Here is an 18,731-nt window from a genome sequence, read left to right as displayed (position 1 = left end):
ATGGACAAGTTGCTGGCCCTCAAGCTGTTCGTCGCCACCGTCGATTGCCGGGGCTTTTCCGCTGCCGCCCGCCAGCTGGGGCTGGCCACCTCCTCGGTGACCCGCGCGGTGGACGGGCTGGAGCGCGAGCTGGGCGCGGTGCTGCTGAACCGTTCGCCGCGCCAGGTCACGGTGACCGAGGCGGGCACCAGCTATTACCTCAGCGCGCGGCAGATCCTCGAACAGCTGGCCGAGGCCGACGCCGCCGTGAGCGATGGCGGGGACGAGCCCAGCGGGCCGCTGCGGGTCTCAGCGCCGGTCTCCTTCGGCCGCCACCGGCTGTCCCCGCGCCTGGGCGCCTGGCTGCAGCAGTACCCGCGCCTGGAGCTGGACCTGGCCCTGACCGACGAGATCGTCGACCTGCTGGGGGAGCGTGTCGACGTGTCCATCCGCCTCGGCGTGCCGGCACCCATGGACGGCGTGGTGGCGCGGCCCCTCGGGCAGTTCCGTCGCCGCGTGGTGGCCAGCCCCGCCTACCTGGCCCAGCGCGGCACGCCAGGGCACCCCCGGGAGCTGGCCGGGCATGACTGCCTGCGCTTCGACTTCGGCCGCGCTCGGCAGTGCTGGACCTTCCACGACGCCGCCGGGACGCGCCTGCAGGTGCCGGTGCACGGCCGTCTGCGCAGCAACAACATCGACGTCCTGCGTGACGCGGCCCTGGCCGGCGCCGGCCTGGCGCTGCTGCCCGACTGGCTCGCCGAGGCGGAGCTGGCGGACGGGCGCCTGTGCGAACTGCTGCCCGGCTGGTCGGTCAACCCGGACGACTCGCAGCCCCAGGTGACCGCCCTGTACCTGCCCAATCACCGGGGCTCGCGGCGCATCGCCGCGTTCATGGCGTTCGTGGCGGAGCAGGTGTGAAGCTCCGTTGCGCCGCACGCAACGCCACGTTGCGGCAGGGGCGGATTCAGTCGCTGGGGCGGGGCGCATAACCTTGGCGCCAGGTTCCCTGCCAACCCGAGGATTGCGATGAACACCCAGACCCTTGCCCATCCACCCGTTGCCCATGCCCTGGGGCGCGGGTTGGTGATGCTCTTCGCGCTGTGCTGCGGCGCCATCGTGGCGAACATCTACTACGCCCAGCCGATCATCGAGCTGATCGCCCCGGATGTGGGGCTGTCCAGCCACGGCGCCAGCCTGATCGTCTCCCTGACCCAGGTCGGCTATGCCCTGGGGCTGTTCTTCCTGGTGCCCCTGGCCGACCTGCTGGAGAACCGCCGGCTGGTGCTGGCGACCCTGGCGGTGACCTTCTTCAGCCTGCTGGCGGTGGGCTTCACCGAGCGGCCGGGCGGGCTGCTGCTGGCCTCGGCGCTGATCGGCTTCAGCTCGGTGTCGGTGCAGATGCTGATCCCCCTGGCGGCGCACCTGGCACCCGAGGCCAGTCGTGGCCGGGTGGTGGGCGGCATCATGGGCGGCCTGCTGCTGGGCATCCTGCTGGCGCGGCCGCTGTCCAGCCTGGTGGCGGACCACTTCGGCTGGCGCACGGTGTTCTTCGCGGCGGCGGGCCTGATGCTGCTGATCGCCGGGGTGGTGCGCGTGGCGCTGCCCGACCATCGCCCGGCCCACAAGGCCAGCTACGGTCAGTTGCTGGCCTCCCTCTGGCACCTGCTCCAGCGCGAGCCGGTGCTGCGTCGCCGGGCGTTGTACCAGGCGTTGCTGTTCGCCGCGTTCAGCCTGTTCTGGACCACGGCGCCCGTGGAACTGGCGCGGGTCCACGGCCTGTCGCAGTCGCAGATCGCTCTGTTCGCCCTGGTGGGGGCCATCGGCGCCATCGCGGCCCCCATCGCCGGGCGCCTGGCGGACGCCGGGCACACCCAGCGCCTGTCGTTCCTGGCGATGGGGCTGGCGGTGCTGAGCTTCATCCCCGGCTTGCCGGGCCTGCCCCTGGGCGTGGTGGGGCTGGCCCTGACCGGGGTGCTGCTGGACTTCGCCGTGCAGATGAACATGGTGCTCGGCCAGCGCGAGGTCTACGCCCTGGACGCCAGCAGCCGCGGACGCCTCAACGCGCTGTACATGACCAGCATCTTCATCGGCGGCGCCCTGGGCTCGGCGGTGGCCAGCCTGGCCTACGAACAGGGCGGCTGGTTGCTGGTCGCCGGGCTTGGCGCGGGGCTGCCGGCGCTGGCGCTGCTGGCCTTCGTCCTGGTGGGCCGGCCCCGGGTGACCCCCGTCTGACTGGCGGACCAGTGCCAGCGGATTTCCTTGAACCAGCCGACAACATTCCGCTGCCGGCTGGCCTAGGCTTCTGTATCCCGACCCGCCGGGTCGGCTCTTGAAACGATCGCAGGGAGCGAACCCATGAAACTGGCCAAGGACGACATAGCCCGCTTGTTCACCCTCCATTTGCCTGACTACCGCTGCGAGGTCTCCCGCCACGGCGTGGCGGAGCTGGCCCTGCAATTCACCCACCGCGCCCTGGGCGACGTGTTCACCCTCTGCGTACCGGCCCGCGAGCTGGATGGCGCCCCGGCGGTGCGGGCCCTCAGCCGGGTCCTGGCGGAGGAATTCGAAGGCGCCGTGGGCGCGCGCCTGTGCTTCGGCACCCTGCGTCGCCGGGCCTGAGTGCAATAACGTACAAGACCGGCCCGCTGGCGGGCGGCACCTTCGGCGGGTCCTTCCTGCCCGAGCGTTGCCATGGCTTTGCACATCGAAACCCCGTTGATCCACTCCCACCCGCTCTCCGCAGCCGCCGGGCGGCGCGTCCGGCTCAAGCTGGAGGCGTTGCAGCCGCCCGGTTCGTTCAAGATCCGTGGCGTCGGTGCCGCCTGCGAGGTACACGCGCGGGCGGGCAAGCGGCGTTTCATTTGCTCCTCCGGCGGCAATGCCGGGCTGGCGATGGCCTTTGCCGGGCGCCAGCTGGGCGTCCCGGTGACGGTGGTGGTGCCGGAGAACACGCCGGAGCGCGCCCGCGAAGCCCTGCGCCGCGAAGGCGCGGACCTGCGGGTGCACGGCGCCGCCTGGCACGAGGCCAACGAACTGGCGCTGTCCTTGGTGGGCCCGGAGGACGCCTTCATCCACCCCTTCGATGACCCGCTGCTCTGGAGCGGCCACGCCAGCCTGGTGGACGAGGCCGTGCGCCAGGGCCCCCGGCCCGGCGCCGTGGTGCTCTCGGTGGGCGGTGGCGGCCTGTTCAGCGGCGTGGTGGAGGGCCTGCGCCGCAACGGCTGGGACGATGTGCCGGTGGTGACGGTGGAAACCCAGGGCGCCGCGTCCTTCGCCGCTGCGCGGGAGGCCGGCATGGCGGTGACCCTGGACACGCTGGCCACCTGCGCCGGCTCCCTGGCGGCGCGCCGCGTGTGCGACCGTGCCGTCGAACTGGCCCGGCTGCACCCGGTGCGCAGCCATCGGGTCAGCGACCGCGAGGCACTGCAGGCCTGCGAGCGCTTCCTCGACGATCACCGCCTGCTGGTGGAACCGGCCTGCGGCGCAGCGCTGGCTGCGCTCTACGGGGAATGCCCGGCGCTGGAAGATGTCGACGACGTGCTGGTGGTGGTCTGCGGCGGGGTGACCGCCAGCCTGGAGCAGATCCGCACCTGGCGCGCCCAGGCCGCCGACTGAGCTGCACGAATCTTCCAGACAGCGCCGCTGGGCGGCCGATAATGGCGGGCCGCACCCCCTGCGGTGCAGGATGGCCCCCTGGCTGAGCGGAGCGCGCCCATGGCGGATGGCAACTGGATCGACCTCAAGCAGGATGCCGGCACCGGCATCGAGACGCTGCGCGCGCACTTTCGCGGGCACGCCTACGACCCGTACTGGCACGACAGCTACCTGGTGGGTGTCACCGAGCAGGGCGTGCAGCAGTTCCATTGCCGGCGTGCCCGGCACACCAGCACCCCGGGCCAGGTGTTCCTGCTGGAGCCGGGGGAGGTCCATGACGGGCATGCGCCCACCGAGGATGGCTTCACCTATTCCATGCTCTACCTGGAGCCGGACTGGCTGGAGCGCGAGCTGCGCAGCCTGTTCGAGGATGCCCCGGCCCATTGCCAGCCCAGCTTCGCGGGCACCCTCGCCAGCGACCCACAGCTGGCGCTGGCGACGCTGACCGCCTTTCGCGCCCTGCACCAGCAGGAGCTGCGCATGCTGCGCCAGGCCGCGGTGGACCAGTTGCTGGTGCGCATGACCGACCACCTGCACTGGCGCAGCCGGCAGCGCCAGGACCCGCGCCTGCCGCTGGTGGCGCTACGGGCGCGGGACTACCTGCAGGCCCACCTGGGTGAGGACATTGGCCTGGACGACCTGGCGCTTGCCGTGGGGGTGGACCGCTTCCGCCTCAGCCGCGCCTTCAAGGCCGCCTTCGGCCTGGCACCCCACGCCTACCTGATCCAGCTGCGCCTGAGCCGGGCGCGGCAACTGCTGGCCCGGGGGCAGACGCCCGCCGAGGTGGCCAGCGCGCTCGGCTTTGCCGACCAGAGCCACCTGGGGCGCTGGTTCCGCCGGGCCTACCGGCTGACCCCGGCGGACTACCGTCGGCGCTGCACACGCCTTCCAGACTGAGCGGCCGGCGGGCCGGAAGATGGGGGCTCCCCACTCCGGAGCCCACCATGGACACGCTGTCACCTTTTGCACTCTTCGCCTTCGTCGCCTCCATCACCCCCGGCCCCACCAACCTGCTGGTGCTGGGCAACGCCGCGCGTTTCGGGCTGCGCCGGGTGTGGCCCATCGTGCTCGGTGCCTGCTCGGCGGCCACCGCTGTCCTGGCCCTGGTCGGCCTCGGCCTGGGGGAGGTGCTGCTGCGGCTGCCGGCCCTGCAGCTGGCGATGAAGGTCGCCGGCTTCGCCTGGCTCTGCTGGCTCGCCTGGGGCCTGTACCGCAGCGCCGGCAGCGACCTCGGCCCGGACGCCGGCCGGCCCTTGGGTGTGGCCGGCGCGATGGGGCTGCAACTGGTGAACCCCAAGGTGTGGATGACTGTGCTGGTGGTGATGGGCGTGTACCTGCCCGGCGCCGGGGACCTGGCCATCCGGGTGCTGCAGCTGGCGCTGGTGTTCCTGCTGGTGTCGCTGCCCTGCATGGGCGCCTGGGCCCTGCTGGGGGCGGGCAGCGCACGGCTGTTGCCGGGGCACCGGGCGCAGCGGCGGTTCAACCGGGCCATGGCGGTGCTGCTGTTCCTGTCGGCCTGCCTGGCGCTGGGAGGCTGAACGCTTGGCCATAACCAATTGGTTGGCCTGAGACCCATCTGACGCTAGGCTTGCGCGCATTGCCCTGCCTGGACCTGCCCGTGAACATCGACACCCGCATCAAGTTCCGTCACCTGGTGTGCTTCCTCGAAGTGGCGCGCCAGGGCACCCTGGCGCGCGCGGCGGACAAGCTGGCGGTCAGCCAGCCGGCCATCTCCAAGACCCTGCGCGAGCTGGAGGACCTGCTGGGCGCCAGCCTGTTCGTGCGTGGCCATGGCGGGGTCACCCTGAGCGAGGCGGGGGTGGCCTTCATGCGTTATGCCGGGCCCTGCGTGCAGGCCTTGCGGGACGGGGTTAACAGCCTGCGCAGCGGCGAGCACGAGTCGGCCACGCTGCGCCTGGGGGTGCTGTCCACCGTGGAGAGCCTGCTGGTGCCCGAAGCGGTGCGCCGCCTGCATGCGCGCCACCCGTCCCTGGTGGCCAGCGTGATCACCGGCCCCAGCGCCTGGCTGCTGTCGCAGCTGCACCTGGGCGAGCTGGACCTGGTGGTGGGGCGCATGACCGACAGCCCGCAGATCCAGGGGCTGGTGTTCGAGCACCTGTACAGCGAGTCGATGACCCTGGTGGTGCGCCCCGGCCACCCGCTGCTGGCGGTACCCGTGGTGCGCGAGGCCCTGCAGGGCTTCCCGCTGGTGCTGCCGCTGGCCGGGACCACCATCCGCAAGTACGCCGATGCCTTCTTCGTGCAGTGCGGTGTGGCGCAGCCGCGCCAGCGCCTGGAGACCCTGTCGGTGGCCCTGAGCCGGCGCTACGTGCAGACCGGCGAGGCGATCTGGATCGCCCCCTACGACGCGGTGCAGCTGGACCTGCGGCGCGGCGAGCTGGTGGAGCTGGACCTGGGCATCCGCGAGCCCGGCGGCTCGGTGGGCATCTGCAGCAACGCTGCGCTGCCGCTGCCCCTGGCCGCCCACTGGTGCGTGGAGGTGCTGCGGGAACTGGGGCAGGACTACCGGGACGGCCACTACCCGGAGTCGGGCGGTGCCTGATTCGCCCATAACCTAGCGGTTATGCCTGGTGGTGTTCTTTTCAGTTCACGGGCCGTGCCCCAGCGGCGAGACTGCCAACCGCCCGCTGCCTGGCAGCCTCCACAACTCGAACAACAGGAGACCGACATGGCCGATCTTCCCTCGGAAAGCCGCTTTGTCATCCGCGACCGTAATTGGCACCCCAAGGCCCTGACCCCCGACTACAAGACTTCCGTGCCGCGCTCCCCGCGCCAGGCGCTGGTGAGCATCCCGCAATCACTGTCGGAAACCACCGGCCCGGACTTCTCCCACCTGAAGATGGGCGAGCACGACAACGACCTGCTGCTGAACTTCAACCACGGCGGCCTGCCCATCGGTGAGCGCATCGTCGTCTCCGGCCGGGTCATGGACCAGTACGGCAAGCCGATCCCCCACACCCTGGTGGAGATGTGGCAGGCCAACGCCGGCGGCCGCTACCGCCACAAGAACGACCGCTACCTGGCGCCCCTGGACCCCAACTTCGGCGGTGTCGGCCGTGCCCTGACCGACAGCGAGGGCCGCTACATCTTCCGCACCGTCAAGCCGGGCCCGTACCCCTGGCGCAACGGCCCGAACGACTGGCGCCCCGCGCACATCCACTTCTCCATCAGCGGCCCCTCCATCTCCACCCGGCTGATCACCCAGCTGTACTTCGAAGGCGACCCGCTCATCCCGCTGTGCCCCATCGTCAAGAGCATCGCCAACCCCGATGCCGTGCAGACGCTGATCGCCAAGCTGGACATGGGCAACGCCAACCCCATGGACTGCCTGGCCTACCGCTTCGACATCGTGCTGCGCGGCCAGCGCAAGACCCACTTCGAGAACCGCTGAGGAGACACCCGCATGCCCATCGAACTGCTGCCGGAAACCCCTTCCCAGACCGCCGGCCCCTACGTGCACATCGGCCTGGCCCTCGAAGCCGCCGGCAACCCGACCCGCGACCAGGAGATCTGGAACCGCATGGCCAAGCCCGGCGCGCCGGGTGAACACATCGTGCTGATCGGCCACGTCTACGACGGTAACGGCCACCTGGTGCGCGACTCCTTCCTGGAGTTCTGGCAGGCCAACCACGAGGGGGTGTACGACACCGCCTTCGACCTGGAGAAGCCGTTCAACAGCTTCGGCCGTACCGCCACCACCTTCGACGCCGGCGAGTGGACCCTGCACACCATCAAGCCCGGCGTGGTGAAGAACGCCGCCGGGGTGCCCATGGCGCCGCACATCAACGTGTCGCTGTTCGCCCGGGGCATCAACATCCACCTGCAGACCCGCCTGTACTTCGAGGACGAGGCCCAGGCCAACGCGGCGGACCCGGTGCTCAACCTGATCGAGCAGCCGCAACGCCGCGAGACGCTGGTGGCGCGTCGCTGCGAGGTGGAGGGGCGCCTGGCCTACCGCTTCGACATCTGCATCCAGGGTGAAGGGGAAACGGTGTTCTTTGACTTCTAGGGAACCGGCCCCCGTGCCTGATGCGCTGACCGAACCCATCGGCCAGCGCATCCAGCGGCACTTCGAGTCGGCGCTGGAGGCCCGGGGCTACCGGGCCGACCCCGCGCAACGCACCGCCATTGCCCGTCTCGGCCAATGGCTGGAGGCGTTTGTGGCGGGGCGCAGCGGTTGGCTGCGGCGGCTGCCGGCCGGCCTCTACCTGTGGGGCGGCGTGGGGCGCGGCAAGAGCTTCGTGATGGACGCCTTCTTCGACGCGGCCCCGGTGCCGGGCAAGCGGCGGGTGCATTTCCACGCCTTCCTGCAGGAGTTGCAGGGGCGCATCGCCGCCTTCGCCGGCCAGCCGGACCCGCTGGCCCTGGCGGCCCGTGCGCTGGCCGGGGAGGCGCCACTGCTGTGCTTCGACGAGTTCCACGTCCATGACATCGGCGATGCGGTGCTGCTCGGGCGCCTGCTCAAGGTGCTGGTGGAGGAGGGCGTCGGCCTGGTGTGCACCTCCAACTACCACCCGGACGGCCTGTGCCCGAACCCGCTGTACCGGGAGCGCTTCAAACCCGCCATCGCCCTGATCGAGAAGCGCTTCGAGGTGATCCACCTGGACGGCGGCGAGGACTACCGCCAGCGTGGCGGCGAGCGGGAGGCCTGGGGCGAGTACGCCTGGCCGCAGTCGGCCTTTGGCGAGGGCTGGATCGCCGCCCGCCTGGGGCTGGAGGCGGCGGATGGCCAGGTGCTGACGGTCAACCACCGCCCGCTGCCGGTCCGGGCTGCAAGCGCTGACCGGGCCTGGATCGCCTTCGACAGGCTCTGCCGGGACCCGCGCTCCAGTGCCGACTTCCTCTGGCTGTGCCGGCAGTTCCGCCACCTCGCCATCAGCGAGGTGCCGTGCCTGGGCGAGGAGGCCATCGACGTCCAGCAGCGCTTCGTCAATCTGGTGGACATCGCCTACGACGCCGGCACGCGCCTGCTGCTGACCAGCGCGGCGGACCTCGACGCCCTGTGCCGGGGCAAGCCGCACATGGACTTCTCACGAACCCGCAGCCGGCTCGGGCAGCTGCGCCCGCTGCACCCCGACTTTCCGGATTGAACATGCTGCAGATACTCGCCATTACCGCGCCGATCTTCATCCTCATCGGCCTGGGCTTTCTCTCCGCACGCTTCGGCCTGGTGACCCAGGTCCAGGCCCAGGGCATGGGCCGCTTCGTCATCACTTTCGCGCTGCCGGCGCTGGTGGTCCACGCGCTGCTGCAGCGGCCCCTGGGCGAGGTCCTCGACTTGGGCTACCTGCTGGCCTACGGGCTGGGCTCGCAACTGGTGTTCTGGGGCGGCCTGCTGTTCACCCGGCTGGTGCGGGGCGAGCCGCTGAGCGCATCGGCCATCACCGCGCTGGGGATGTCGGTGTCCAACAGCGGTTTCATCGGCTACCCCATCGTCGCCCTGGTGGTCGGCCCCACGGCGGGGGTGGCCCTGGCGCTGAACATGCTGGTGGAGAACCTGCTGATGATCCCCCTGGCCCTGGGCCTGGCCGAGATGGGCCAGCAGGGCGGCAGCCGCCTGCGCGATGCGTTGCGCGACACCTTCCTGCGGCTGTTGCGCAACCCGGTGATCATCGGCATCAGCGTCGGCCTGCTGCTGGCGCTGCTGGAGGTGCGGCTGCCCGCGGTGCCGGCGCGGGTGGTGGACATGCTGGCCTCGGCTTCCGCCCCGGTGGCGCTGTTCGTCATCGGCGCCAGCCTGCTCGGCCTGCGTGCCGGCGGCCTGCTGGCGGACGTGGCGCAACTGAGCCTCGGCAAGCTGCTGCTGCACCCGCTGGTGGTGCTGCTGTGCCTCCAGCTGCTGCCGCCGACGGACCCGATGCTGAAGGTGGCCGGGGTGCTCTTCGCCAGCGCGCCGATGATGAGCATCTACCCCATCCTCGGCCAGCGCTTCGGCCAGGAAGGGCGCTGCGCGGCGGCGCTGGTGGCCTGCACCGTGCTGGCCTTCGGCAGCATCAGCCTGTTCATCGGCCTGATGCACTGAGCGCTGCACAGTGCCAGCCCCGGGCACGCGGGTGGCGCGCCGGGGTGGTGGCGTCTGCGGGGGGAGGTGGGCACTGCCTTGTGGGCAGGGCCCTGCCCGGAAGGGCGCGGCACCTGACCGAACCGCGCGCTCCCCGGCGGCGCAGAACGTACGGACGGCCGCGCCGGGGGTCAATTGCGATTATCGAACTTCGGTTCGATAATCGACCGCCTGCTGCGACCGCGACTCCACACAGGACAACAACAATGACCGAAGAAACGCGTGCACCCCTGACCCCCCTGGCGCCGCCCATCGTCGCCTCGCCGGCCAAGCGCATCGAGGCCTTCACCGGGGACCCCAACTTCATGACCTCCCTGGCGCGTGGCCTGGCGGTGATCCACGCCTTCCAGGAGCGCAAGCGCCACCTGACCATCGCCCAGATCAGCCATCGCACCGAGATTCCCCGCGCCGCCGTGCGCCGGTGCCTGCACACGCTGATGAAGCTGGGCTACGTCACCACCGACGGGCGCACCTATTCGCTGCTGCCCAAGGTGCTGACCCTGGGCCACGCCTACCTGTCCTCGACGCCCTTGGCGGTGACGGCCCAGCCGATCCTCGACCGCCTCAGCGAGCAACTGCACGAGGCCTGCTCCATGGCCACCCTGGAGGGCGACGAGATTCTCTACATCGCCCGTTCCGCCACGCCCCAGCGGCTCATCTCGGTGGACCTCAGCGTCGGCAGCCGCCTGCCGGCCTACTGCACCTCCATGGGCCGCATCCTGCTGGCCGCCCTGGACGACGCGGCCCTGGATGACTACCTGGAGCACGCCGACCTGCAGGTGAAGACCAGCCGCACCGTCTGCACCCCCGACGGCCTGCGCGCCAGCGTCGAGGAGATCCGCCGCCAGGGCTGGGTGATCATCGACCAGGAGCTGGAAATGGGCCTGCGCTCCGTCGCGGTGCCGCTGAAGGACTCCGCCGGCCAGGTGCTGGCCGCGCTGAACGTGGGCACCCACGCCGGCCGGGTGTCCCGCCAGGAGCTGGAGAACCGCTTCCTGCCGGTGCTGCTGGAAGCCAGCAAGGAACTCAGTACCCGCCTGTTCCACTGAGGTGACGCTGCGCGGCCGGGGAGGCCGCGCCCACCCGGCTGAACCTGTTCGACTATCGAACGCTTTGCCGATTATCGAATTGAACCCCCGGGGCGCTCTCCGTAACGTCTGCACAGCCCGCCGCCTGGCGGTCGGGTCCATAAGAACAATGAGAGACCGTTCCTGCCGCCACCGAGCGGCCGTGCACGCCCTCATTCCTGTCCAGTCCGAGCCGGTCCCGGTCGTCACCTTGCAAGAGGTCGCGGGTGCCAGGCCCCAGCAGGAATCCTTGCATGACCAGCCAAGCCCACGTGCCCGTTGCGGGCACCCTCGATGTCCAGCACTTCATCAATGCCCAGCCGTTGTCCGCCTACCAGTGGCGCGTCGTCCTGCTGTGCTTCCTCATCGTCTTCCTCGACGGCCTCGACACCGCCGCCATGGGCTTCATCGCCCCGGCTCTGACCCAGGAATGGGGCATCGACCGCGCCAGCCTGGGCCCGGTGATGAGCGCCGCGCTGATCGGCATGGTCTTCGGCGCCCTCGGTTCCGGCCCGCTGGCCGACCGCTTCGGGCGCAAGCTGGTGCTGGTGGGGGCGGTGTTCCTGTTCGGGCTGTTCAGCCTGTTCTCCGCCTTCAGCGCCAACGTCGACCAGCTGCTGGTGCTGCGCTTCCTCACCGGCCTGGGGCTGGGGGCGGCGATGCCCAACGCCACCACGCTGCTCTCCGAGTACACCCCCGAGCGCCTCAAGTCGCTGCTGGTGACCAGCATGTTCTGCGGCTTCAACCTGGGCATGGCCGGTGGTGGCTTCGTCTCCGCCAAGCTGATCCCGGCGTTCGGCTGGCACAGCCTGCTGCTGATCGGCGGCCTGCTGCCGCTGCTGCTGACCCTGGTGCTGCTGCTGTGGCTGCCCGAGTCGGCGCGCTACCTGGTGGTGCGCAACAAGGGCGATGAACGCGTTCGCCGCGTGCTGGCGCCCATCGCCCCGAGCGAAGTGGCCGTGGCCAGCGGCTTCAGCGTGCCGGAGCAGCAGACGGTGCAGAGCCGCAACGTGTTCCGGGCGATCTTCTCCGGCACCTACAGCGCCGGCACCCTGCTGCTGTGGCTGACCTATTTCATGGGGCTGGTGATCGTCTACCTGCTCACCAGCTGGCTGCCGACCCTGCTGCGCGACAGTGGCGCGAGCCTGGAGCAGGCCGCCTCCATCGGGGCGCTGTTCCAGCTGGGCGGGGTGCTCAGTGCGGTGGGCGTGGGCTGGGCGATGGACCGTTTCGACCCGCACCGGGTGATCGGCGTGTTCTACCTGCTGGCCGGGGTCTTCGCCTGGCTCGTCGGCCAGAGCCTGGGCCAGATGACCCTGCTGGCCACCCTGGTGCTGGTGGCGGGCATGTGCATCAACGGCGCGCAGTCGGCCATGCCGTCCCTCGCGGCACGCTTCTACCCCACCCAGGGCCGCGCCACCGGCGTGTCCTGGATGCTCGGCATCGGCCGCTTCGGCGCCATCCTCGGTGCCTGGATCGGCGCCACCCTGCTGGGCCTGGGCTGGAACTTCGAGCAGGTGCTCACCGCCCTGGTACTGCCGGCCGCCCTGGCCACCGCCGCCGTGCTGGTGAAGGGCCTGGTCAGCCACGCCGACGCCACCTGATCCCGCCTCAGTCCTCGGGCGGCTGCCAGCCGCCGCCGAGGGCCTTGTAGAGGCTGACGCTGGCCTGCAGTTGCGCGAGGCGCACCTGCACGGCGGCGTCTTCGGCCTGGAACAGGCTGCGCTGGGTCTCCAGCACCGTCAGCCAGGTCTCCGCTCCTGCCCGGTAGCGGCGTTCGGCCAGTTCGAACGCCTGCCGGGCGCGGTCGCGTTCTTCGGCTTGCCAGCGTTGCTGGTGGGCGCTGCCCTCCAGGGCCAGCAGGGCGCGTTCGACGTCGGCGAAGGCGTTGACGATGGCGCCCTGGTAGGTGGCCAGCAGCTCCGCCTGGCGCGCCTGGCGTTGCTGGTGCACGGCGTCCAGGCGGCCGGCGTTGAAGATCGGCGCGCTGAGGGCCACGCCCAGGTTGGTATAGGGGTTGCGCAGCAGGTCGGGGAACTGATCGGCACCGCTGCCGAGGGCGGCGGTGAGGCTGAGGCTCGGTAGCAGGGCGGCGCGGGCCACGGCGATATCGGCCTCGGCGGCGGCCAGGCGGGCTTCGGCGGCGGCGATGTCGGGGCGCCGGGCCAGCAGCGCGCTGGGCAGGCCGGGGTCGAGGGCCGGGTTGGCGAGGCGTTCGAAGCCCTGGTCGCTGACCTGCAGCTGCTGCACGGGCTGGCCGAGCAGGGCGGCGAGGGCGACCCGGGCCTCCTGCTGCTGTTGCCGGAGGCGTGCGTGCTCGCGTTCGCGGGCGGCCAGCAGGCCCTGCTGCTGGGCCAGCTCCACGGTGCCGGCGGCACCGGCGGCATGCCGGGTCTGCACCAGGTCCAGGACCTGGCGGGCGTTGTCGCGGTGCTGCCGGGCGATCCGCTGCTGCTCCGCCAGGGCCTGGAGCGTGAGGTAGGCGCTGGCCACGGCGCTTTCCAGAGTCAGCTCCAGGGCGGCCTGGTCGAAGCGGCTGGCGGCGTAGCCCTGTTCGGCGCTGGCCAGGGCGGCGGCCTTGCCACCCCACAGGTCGAGTTCGTAGCTGGCGTTCAGCAGGCCGCCGAAGCTGTGGTAGCGCGGCTGCTCGCGGCTGGCATCCAGCTGGCTGTAACCCGGGCCGCGCAGCAGGCGTTGCTGGTTGGCGCTGAGGTCGGTCTTGAGTTCGGGCAACAGCGGTGCGCGGGCCTGGGTGACAGCGGCCTGGGCCTGGCGCAGGCGGGCGCGGCCGGCGGCCAGGTCGTGGCTGCCGGCGCGTGCCGTCTGGACCAGGCGCTCCAGGGCCGGGTCGTTGAAGTGACGCCACCAGTCGCGGACGCTGACGGCCGCATCCGGGACGGCTGCCTGCCACCGGGGTGGCGGGGTGAGGGCGGCGGGTTCGACCGGCGCCTGGCGGGTGCAGGCGGCCAGGGTCAGGCACAGCAGGGCGAGGAGGGGCTTGGCGTCGGTCATGGTTGGGTGAGTGCGGTTACCGGGTCGAGGCGCGCGGCCTTGCGGGCCGGCATGTAGCCGAACAGGACGCCGGTGGCCAGGGCGCAGCCGAAGGCGCCGAGGGCGGCGAGCAGGGAGAAGCCCAGGGCCACGTCGGTGAGCAGCAGCAGGCCGCCCACCAGGCCGGCCAGCAGCAGGCCGAGCCCGCCGCCGGTGACGGAGAGCAGCGAGGCCTCGGTGAGGAACTGGCGGAGGATGTCGCGCTGGCGGGCGCCGGTGGCGATGCGGATGCCGATCTCGCGGGTGCGTTCGCGTACGGTCATGAGCATCACGTTCATCACGCCGATGCCACCCACCAGCAGGGAAATGGCGGCGATGGCGGCGAGCATCAGCGAGAGGCTGTTGCGGGTGCTGGCCTCGGCCTGGATCAGGGCGGCGTTGTTGGTCAGCTCGAAGTCCCGCACGCCCCGGTGCAGGCGCAGCAGCAGGCGGTCCAGCGCCGCTTCGGTGGCCTGCACCCGGGTGGCATCGGCAGCGGCGACCACGACGAACGCCGGGTCGGGCTTGCCGAACAGGCGGATGCTGGCGGCGGAGTAGGGCACCACCACCTGGTTGTCGGCGTCTTCGTCGCCGGAGCTGGCGCCCTTGGCCGCCAGGGTGCCGATGACACGGAACGGCACCTGGCCGATGAGCAGGTCACGGCCCACCGGGTCGAGGCCGGGGAACAGGGTGTCGCGCACCTTCTGCCCGATCACCGCCACCGGGGCCGCTTCGGCTTCCTCCCGGGCGTCGAAGTAGCGTCCGCTGGCCACCGGCCAGTTGAGGATCTCGGGGAAGTCCACGCCGTTGCCGCGCACGTAGGGGGTGATGTCGCGGTTGCCGTAGCGCACCAGCAGTTCGCCGCCGATCACCGGCATGATCCGCCGCACCTGGGGCAGGGTGGACAGCGCGGCGATGTCGTCGAGGGTGATGACCCCCTCGGGCAGCCGAGGCGCTGGGGGGTAGCCGGAGAGGTAGATGATGTTGGAGCCGAAGGCGCCCATCTGCGCCATGACCTGGCGCTTGCTGCCCTCGCCGATGGCCAGCATGACCACCACCGAGGCGACGCCGATGACGATGCCGAGCAGGGTCAGTGCGGTGCGGAAGCGGTTGACGCCCATCATCCGCCAGGCGGCGCGCAGGGCATCGAGCAATTCGCCGGCCCAGGCGCCGGCGGGGGCGAGGCTGGGCTGCTCCAGGCGTTCGCGCAGCTGACTGGCGGGCCTTGCCCGGGGGCTGATGGCGGGGTCGGTGCCGCTGTCGCTGATGATCTGCCCGTCGCGCACTTCGATCACCCGGCGGGCCCGTGCCGCCACCTGGCGGTCGTGGGTGATGAGCAGCAGGGTGTGGCCTTCGGCGGACAGGGCGTCGAGCAGGTGCATGACGTCTTCGCCGCTCTGGCTGTCCAGTGCGCCGGTGGGTTCGTCGGCGAGGATCACGTGGCCGCCGTTCATCAGTGCACGGGCGATCGAGACGCGCTGCTGCTGGCCGCCGGAGAGCTGGTGCGGGCGGTTGTCGCTGCGGCTGCCCAGGCCCAGGCGCTGGAGCAGGTCACGGGCGCGGGCGGCACGCTGGGTTGCCGGCGTGCCGGCATAGAGGGCGGGGACTTCGACGTTCTCGCGGGCGGAGGCGGCGGGGATCAGGTGGTAGCCCTGGAAGACGAAGCCGAAGGCTTCGCGGCGCAGCCAGGCCAGGGCGTCGGCGTCGAGCTGCGCCACGTCGCGCCCGGCGAAGCGGTAGTGCCCGTCACTGGGGCGGTCCAGGCAGCCGAGGATGTTCATCAGGGTGGATTTGCCGGAACCGGAGGCGCCGACGATGGCGACGTATTCGCCGGCCTGGATGCGCAGGGAGACGCCGCGCAGCACCTCCACTTCGGGGGCGCCGTTGCCGCCGTAGCGCTTGCGGACGTCCTGCAGTTCCAGCAGGGGCGGTTCGCCGTTCATCCTTCGTGGGCCTCGTCGCCTACCAGCAGCCGCTCGCCTTCGGCCAGGCCGGTGAGCACCTGGACGCGCATGCGGTCCCGCAGGCCGATGCGCAGCTGGCGTTCCTCGACGGCGCCGCGCTCGTTCACCACCCGCACCCGGTCGCCGTCGCGCAGGGCCGCCAGGGGGATGGTCAGGGCGTTGCGGGCGTGGCCTTCGACGAACTGCACCTGGGCGGTCATGTCGGTCATCAGGGCGCCGTCGGGGTTGTCCACGTCCAGCAGCACGGTGTAGAGCACCACGCGGCCGCCACCGGCGGTGGGGCTGCCGCCGCCCTGGCTGAGCTGCTCCAGGGGCCGTGGCGGCAGCGGCAGGATCTGCCGCACCTTCGCGTCCCAGCGCCGCCCGCCGCCGCCCAGGGTGCTGAACCAGGCGGGCATGCCGGCCTGGATGCGGCCGATGTCGGCTTCGGACACCTGGGCCCAGAGGGTCATGGGCGAAAGCTGGGCGATGCGCAGGATGAGCGGGGTCTGCTGCTGGGCGTTGAGGGTCTGGCCGACCCGCGCGTCCAGAGCCACCACGGTGCCGGAGAGGGGCGCGTAGATGCGCGTGTAGCCCAGCTCGGCCTCGTCGCTGCGCAGGGTGGCGCGGGCCTGGTCGATCTGGGCACGGATCATGTCGATGCGGGCGCGGGTGGCGCGGACCTGGGCCTGGGCCACCTGCAGGTCTTCTTCACGGCCGGCGCCGCCGGCGAGCAGGGTGCGCTGGCGGGCGTGCTGCTGGTTGGCCAGGTCGTGCTGGGCGCGCTGTTCGGCGAGCTGGGCTTCGAGGGTCTGGATGGAATAGCGCCCGGCATCCACCTTGGCCTGCTGGGTGGACGGGTCGATCTCCACCAGCAGGTCGCCCTGGCGCACGCTGTCGCCGGGCTCCACGTGGAGTTTGAGGATCTGCCCGGAGGCCTGGGCGCCGACATCGACGTAGTGCCGGGGCTGCAGGGTGCCGAGGGCGCTGACGCTGCTCTCCAGGTCCGCCAGGGTGACGGCGACGCTGTCCGGGTGGGCCGACCGTGGGGCTTGGGTCCAGGCCACCAGGGCCAGCAGGGGGAGGGCGAGCAGGGGCGCGGCGAGCAGCTGTCGAGGTGTGGGCATGCGGGGCTTCCGGGCTGGCTGACGACCCGCGACCGCCGGTGCGACGACCACGGAGGGCTGCCTGGGAAACGGATGGAGGCCCGGGGGATTTAGTCCGGAGGGATGGCCAGGGGTGCCGGCTCAGCGGGCGTGGATCACCACGCGGCCGTCGTCCTGGGTGGCCAGGCGGATCGGCAGCACCTTGGGCAGGGCCTTGACCAGGTTGCCGATGTCCTGGGTGCTGTAGATGCCGCCGATGCGCTGCTCGCCGACGCTGGCATCGCCGAGCACCAGGGGGTGGTCGAGGTAGCGGTTGATCAGCGGCAGGGCGTCGGCCAGGGGCAGGTCGTCCAGCACCAGCTTGCCGTCGCGCCAGGCCAGGGCCTTGCCGGGGTCTGCCGCGCCGACGCGGGGCTGCAGGTCGCCGGGGCGGAAGGCGGCCTGCATGCCGGGGGAGAGGTTGCTGTCGTTGCCGTGGCGGGCGCTGCGCACCTTGACCGAGCCTTCGGTGACGGTGACCACGACGTTGTCCTGGTAGGTCCAGACGTTGAAGCGGGTGCCGGTGACGGTGATCGAGCCGGCCCCGGCATTCACCACGAAGGGGTGCTGCGGGTCGCGGCTGACGTGGAAGTAGGCTTCGCCACGGGACAGGTCCACCCGGCGCTGGTCGATGAAGCTGGCGTAGCTCAGGCGGCTGCCCAGGTTCAGCTCCACTTCGCTGCCGTCGCCCAGGGTGAAGCGCTGGATGCTCGCGTCGGCGCTGTAGCGGTGGTAGCTGTCCGGCACCCAGCCGGCCAGCCAGCCGCTGTAGGCCGCCAGGGGCAGGCCGACCACCGCCAAGGCCAGGGCGCGGGCGTGGCGGGCGAGGAAGCCGCGCCGCCGCACGGGTGTGGCCGGGCGCTGCTGCGGGGCCGGGGCGGGCCGGGCTGGCGTCGGGCGTGCAGCCTTGCCGAGAGGTGCGGTGCTGGGCGGCAGGTGGGCGCTGAGCTCCCAGATCTCCAGCATTTCCGCGTATTCCAGGGCGTTGGCCGGGTCGCTGTCGATCCAGGCCTGGAACTCGGCGCGCTCCTCGGCGGTGCAATCCTCGGCGTGCAGTCGCATGCACCAGTGGGCGGCGACTTCGACCAGGGGATCGCTGGGGGCGGGGGAGGTGGCTTTGTTCATCGGGCTTACCGGTTTGACCTGGGTTCCATGGTGATCTGAAGGCGATCCGTCGTTGAGGCTTAAATCTTGATGAGAATTATTATAAATTTAGTTCATTTCAGACTGCCAGCATCGTAGGACGATGGGCGTTGATCTCGCTCAACTGGTGTGGCCGCGTGGAACGCGGCCGGGGGACGCCTTGGAAAACTACTATCGGGAGCTGCTGCGTTTCCTCCAGTCCAGGCTCGGAGACCGCCAGGCAGCAGCGGATGTCGCCCATGACGCGTATTTGCGGGTGATGGAGCGTGCGAGTCAAGAGCGCATCGAGTCGCCACGGGCCTTTCTCTACCGCACGGCACTCAACCTGGTGGTGGACGAACACCGGCGCAGCGTCATCCGCCGCAACGAGCCGCTGGAGGTGCTGGACGAGGAGGAGCGCTTCCACGCGCCATCGCCGCAGCGCCTGCTGGCCCGCGATCAGCGCCTGTCGATGCTCGGGCGGGCCCTGGACGAATTGCCCCAGGCCTGTCGCGATGCCTTCCTGCTGCGCAAGCTGGAAGGCCTGTCCCACGGGGAGATCGCCGAGCGCCTGGCGATTTCCCGCAGCCTGGTGGAGAAGCACATCGTCAATGCGATGAAGCACTGCCGGCTGCGCATGCGCGAGTGGGAGGCCGGTTGAGCCGCCGGTAAATTTCCCCGCCCAGTCCTCGTTCCTTGTCAGCAGGCG

Annotated in this window: 18 protein-coding genes; 14 read left to right on the top strand and 4 right to left on the bottom strand. The window is 71.1% G+C overall.

All coding sequences use genetic code 11. The features are described 5' to 3' along the window. The 13 genes from PotMrB4_RS15810 (at position 1) to PotMrB4_RS15750 (ending at position 12,386) form a co-directional block, all read left to right on the top strand. A complete protein-coding gene (locus PotMrB4_RS15810; RefSeq protein WP_172433872.1) occupies positions 1-897 on the top strand; it encodes a LysR family transcriptional regulator in 897 nt (298 codons plus the stop codon). A 108-nt stretch (positions 898-1,005) separates the two neighbouring features. Then, positions 1,006-2,211 (top strand): MFS transporter, encoded by a 1,206-nt coding sequence (locus PotMrB4_RS15805; protein ID WP_074972077.1) that lies wholly within the window; start codon positions 1,006-1,008, stop codon positions 2,209-2,211. A gap of 123 nt (positions 2,212-2,334) precedes the next feature. Further along, entirely contained in the window at positions 2,335-2,598 is a 264-nt protein-coding gene (locus tag PotMrB4_RS15800; protein ID WP_044399558.1) for a hypothetical protein, read from the top strand. Between the two features lie 72 nt (positions 2,599-2,670). Further along, positions 2,671-3,594, top strand: coding sequence for a pyridoxal-phosphate dependent enzyme (locus PotMrB4_RS15795; RefSeq protein WP_172433871.1), 924 nt, complete (start codon positions 2,671-2,673; stop codon positions 3,592-3,594). 99 nt (positions 3,595-3,693) lie between these two features. After that, positions 3,694-4,530: an AraC family transcriptional regulator gene (locus PotMrB4_RS15790; RefSeq protein WP_172433870.1), complete on the top strand. Its 837-nt coding sequence runs from the start codon at positions 3,694-3,696 to the stop codon at positions 4,528-4,530. A 47-nt stretch (positions 4,531-4,577) separates the two neighbouring features. Next, positions 4,578-5,171: a LysE family translocator gene (locus PotMrB4_RS15785; RefSeq protein ID WP_172433869.1), complete on the top strand. Its 594-nt coding sequence runs from the start codon at positions 4,578-4,580 to the stop codon at positions 5,169-5,171. Positions 5,172-5,251: 80 nt separating this feature from the next. After that, positions 5,252-6,196, top strand: a complete 945-nt coding sequence (pcaQ, locus tag PotMrB4_RS15780; RefSeq protein ID WP_172433868.1) for a pca operon transcription factor PcaQ — start codon at positions 5,252-5,254, stop codon at positions 6,194-6,196. A gap of 126 nt (positions 6,197-6,322) precedes the next feature. Next, positions 6,323-7,045 carry a protocatechuate 3,4-dioxygenase subunit beta gene (pcaH, locus tag PotMrB4_RS15775; protein ID WP_044399542.1) on the top strand — a complete coding sequence of 241 codons (723 nt, stop codon included), beginning with the start codon at positions 6,323-6,325 and terminating at the stop codon, positions 7,043-7,045. 12 nt (positions 7,046-7,057) lie between these two features. Continuing rightward, positions 7,058-7,663: a protocatechuate 3,4-dioxygenase subunit alpha gene (pcaG, locus tag PotMrB4_RS15770; RefSeq protein WP_172433867.1), complete on the top strand. Its 606-nt coding sequence runs from the start codon at positions 7,058-7,060 to the stop codon at positions 7,661-7,663. A gap of 13 nt (positions 7,664-7,676) precedes the next feature. Continuing rightward, positions 7,677-8,744 (top strand): cell division protein ZapE, encoded by a 1,068-nt coding sequence (gene zapE / locus PotMrB4_RS15765; RefSeq protein WP_232060718.1) that lies wholly within the window; start codon positions 7,677-7,679, stop codon positions 8,742-8,744. 2 nt (positions 8,745-8,746) lie between these two features. Then, positions 8,747-9,676 carry an AEC family transporter gene (locus PotMrB4_RS15760; protein ID WP_172433865.1) on the top strand — a complete coding sequence of 310 codons (930 nt, stop codon included), beginning with the start codon at positions 8,747-8,749 and terminating at the stop codon, positions 9,674-9,676. 245 nt (positions 9,677-9,921) lie between these two features. Continuing rightward, entirely contained in the window at positions 9,922-10,764 is an 843-nt protein-coding gene (locus tag PotMrB4_RS15755; protein WP_044399529.1) for an IclR family transcriptional regulator domain-containing protein, read from the top strand. A 272-nt stretch (positions 10,765-11,036) separates the two neighbouring features. Next, a complete protein-coding gene (locus PotMrB4_RS15750; protein ID WP_172433864.1) occupies positions 11,037-12,386 on the top strand; it encodes an MFS transporter in 1,350 nt (449 codons plus the stop codon). Positions 12,387-12,393: 7 nt separating this feature from the next. Here PotMrB4_RS15750 and PotMrB4_RS15745 read toward each other — a convergent pair whose 3' ends face one another. The 4 genes from PotMrB4_RS15745 to PotMrB4_RS15730 form a co-directional block, all read right to left on the bottom strand. Then, a complete protein-coding gene (locus PotMrB4_RS15745) occupies positions 12,394-13,794 on the bottom strand; it encodes an efflux transporter outer membrane subunit (protein ID WP_172433863.1) in 1,401 nt (466 codons plus the stop codon). Beyond that, on the bottom strand, positions 13,791-15,755 hold the full coding sequence (locus PotMrB4_RS15740; protein ID WP_172433862.1) for a MacB family efflux pump subunit: 1,965 nt from the start codon (positions 15,753-15,755) through the stop codon (positions 13,791-13,793). The genes PotMrB4_RS15745 and PotMrB4_RS15740 overlap by 4 nt, the downstream gene beginning before the upstream one ends. Then, on the bottom strand, positions 15,752-16,882 hold the full coding sequence (locus tag PotMrB4_RS15735) for an efflux RND transporter periplasmic adaptor subunit (protein WP_074972096.1): 1,131 nt from the start codon (positions 16,880-16,882) through the stop codon (positions 15,752-15,754). Before PotMrB4_RS15735 ends, PotMrB4_RS15740 begins: the two co-directional genes overlap by 4 nt. Positions 16,883-17,002: 120 nt before the next feature. Then, a complete protein-coding gene (locus PotMrB4_RS15730) occupies positions 17,003-18,025 on the bottom strand; it encodes a FecR family protein (RefSeq protein WP_232060717.1) in 1,023 nt (340 codons plus the stop codon). Between the two features lie 178 nt (positions 18,026-18,203). Between PotMrB4_RS15730 and PotMrB4_RS15725 the strand changes: the two genes are divergently transcribed. Then, positions 18,204-18,683, top strand: a complete 480-nt coding sequence (locus tag PotMrB4_RS15725) for a sigma-70 family RNA polymerase sigma factor (protein ID WP_044399498.1) — start codon at positions 18,204-18,206, stop codon at positions 18,681-18,683. Positions 18,684-18,731: the final 48 nt, after the last annotated feature.

This window comes from Metapseudomonas otitidis (assembly GCF_011397855.1).
Taxonomy (GTDB): domain Bacteria; phylum Pseudomonadota; class Gammaproteobacteria; order Pseudomonadales; family Pseudomonadaceae; genus Metapseudomonas; species Metapseudomonas otitidis.
Note: the sequence above shows the minus strand (reverse complement) of the source record. Positions and strands in the feature narration are given on the sequence as shown.

Excerpts from the sequence above, each read along its gene's own strand:
- PotMrB4_RS15785 (WP_172433869.1), top strand. The coding sequence starts at position 4,578 with ATGGACACGCTGTCACCTTTTGCACTCTTCGCCTTCGTCGCCTCCATC.
- PotMrB4_RS15760 (WP_172433865.1), top strand. The coding sequence starts at position 8,747 with ATGCTGCAGATACTCGCCATTACCGCGCCGATCTTCATCCTCATCGGC.
- PotMrB4_RS15805 (WP_074972077.1), top strand. The coding sequence starts at position 1,006 with ATGAACACCCAGACCCTTGCCCATCCACCCGTTGCCCATGCCCTGGGG.
- PotMrB4_RS15740 (WP_172433862.1), bottom strand. The coding sequence starts at position 15,755 with ATGAACGGCGAACCGCCCCTGCTGGAACTGCAGGACGTCCGCAAGCGC.
- PotMrB4_RS15795 (WP_172433871.1), top strand. The coding sequence starts at position 2,671 with ATGGCTTTGCACATCGAAACCCCGTTGATCCACTCCCACCCGCTCTCC.
- PotMrB4_RS15735 (WP_074972096.1), bottom strand. The coding sequence starts at position 16,882 with ATGCCCACACCTCGACAGCTGCTCGCCGCGCCCCTGCTCGCCCTCCCC.
- PotMrB4_RS15745 (WP_172433863.1), bottom strand. The coding sequence starts at position 13,794 with ATGACCGACGCCAAGCCCCTCCTCGCCCTGCTGTGCCTGACCCTGGCC.
- PotMrB4_RS15730 (WP_232060717.1), bottom strand. The coding sequence starts at position 18,025 with ATGAACAAAGCCACCTCCCCCGCCCCCAGCGATCCCCTGGTCGAAGTC.
- pcaG (WP_172433867.1), top strand. The coding sequence starts at position 7,058 with ATGCCCATCGAACTGCTGCCGGAAACCCCTTCCCAGACCGCCGGCCCC.
- PotMrB4_RS15755 (WP_044399529.1), top strand. The coding sequence starts at position 9,922 with ATGACCGAAGAAACGCGTGCACCCCTGACCCCCCTGGCGCCGCCCATC.
- PotMrB4_RS15810 (WP_172433872.1), top strand. The coding sequence starts at position 1 with ATGGACAAGTTGCTGGCCCTCAAGCTGTTCGTCGCCACCGTCGATTGC.
- PotMrB4_RS15800 (WP_044399558.1), top strand. The coding sequence starts at position 2,335 with ATGAAACTGGCCAAGGACGACATAGCCCGCTTGTTCACCCTCCATTTG.
- PotMrB4_RS15750 (WP_172433864.1), top strand. The coding sequence starts at position 11,037 with ATGACCAGCCAAGCCCACGTGCCCGTTGCGGGCACCCTCGATGTCCAG.
- pcaH (WP_044399542.1), top strand. The coding sequence starts at position 6,323 with ATGGCCGATCTTCCCTCGGAAAGCCGCTTTGTCATCCGCGACCGTAAT.
- PotMrB4_RS15790 (WP_172433870.1), top strand. The coding sequence starts at position 3,694 with ATGGCGGATGGCAACTGGATCGACCTCAAGCAGGATGCCGGCACCGGC.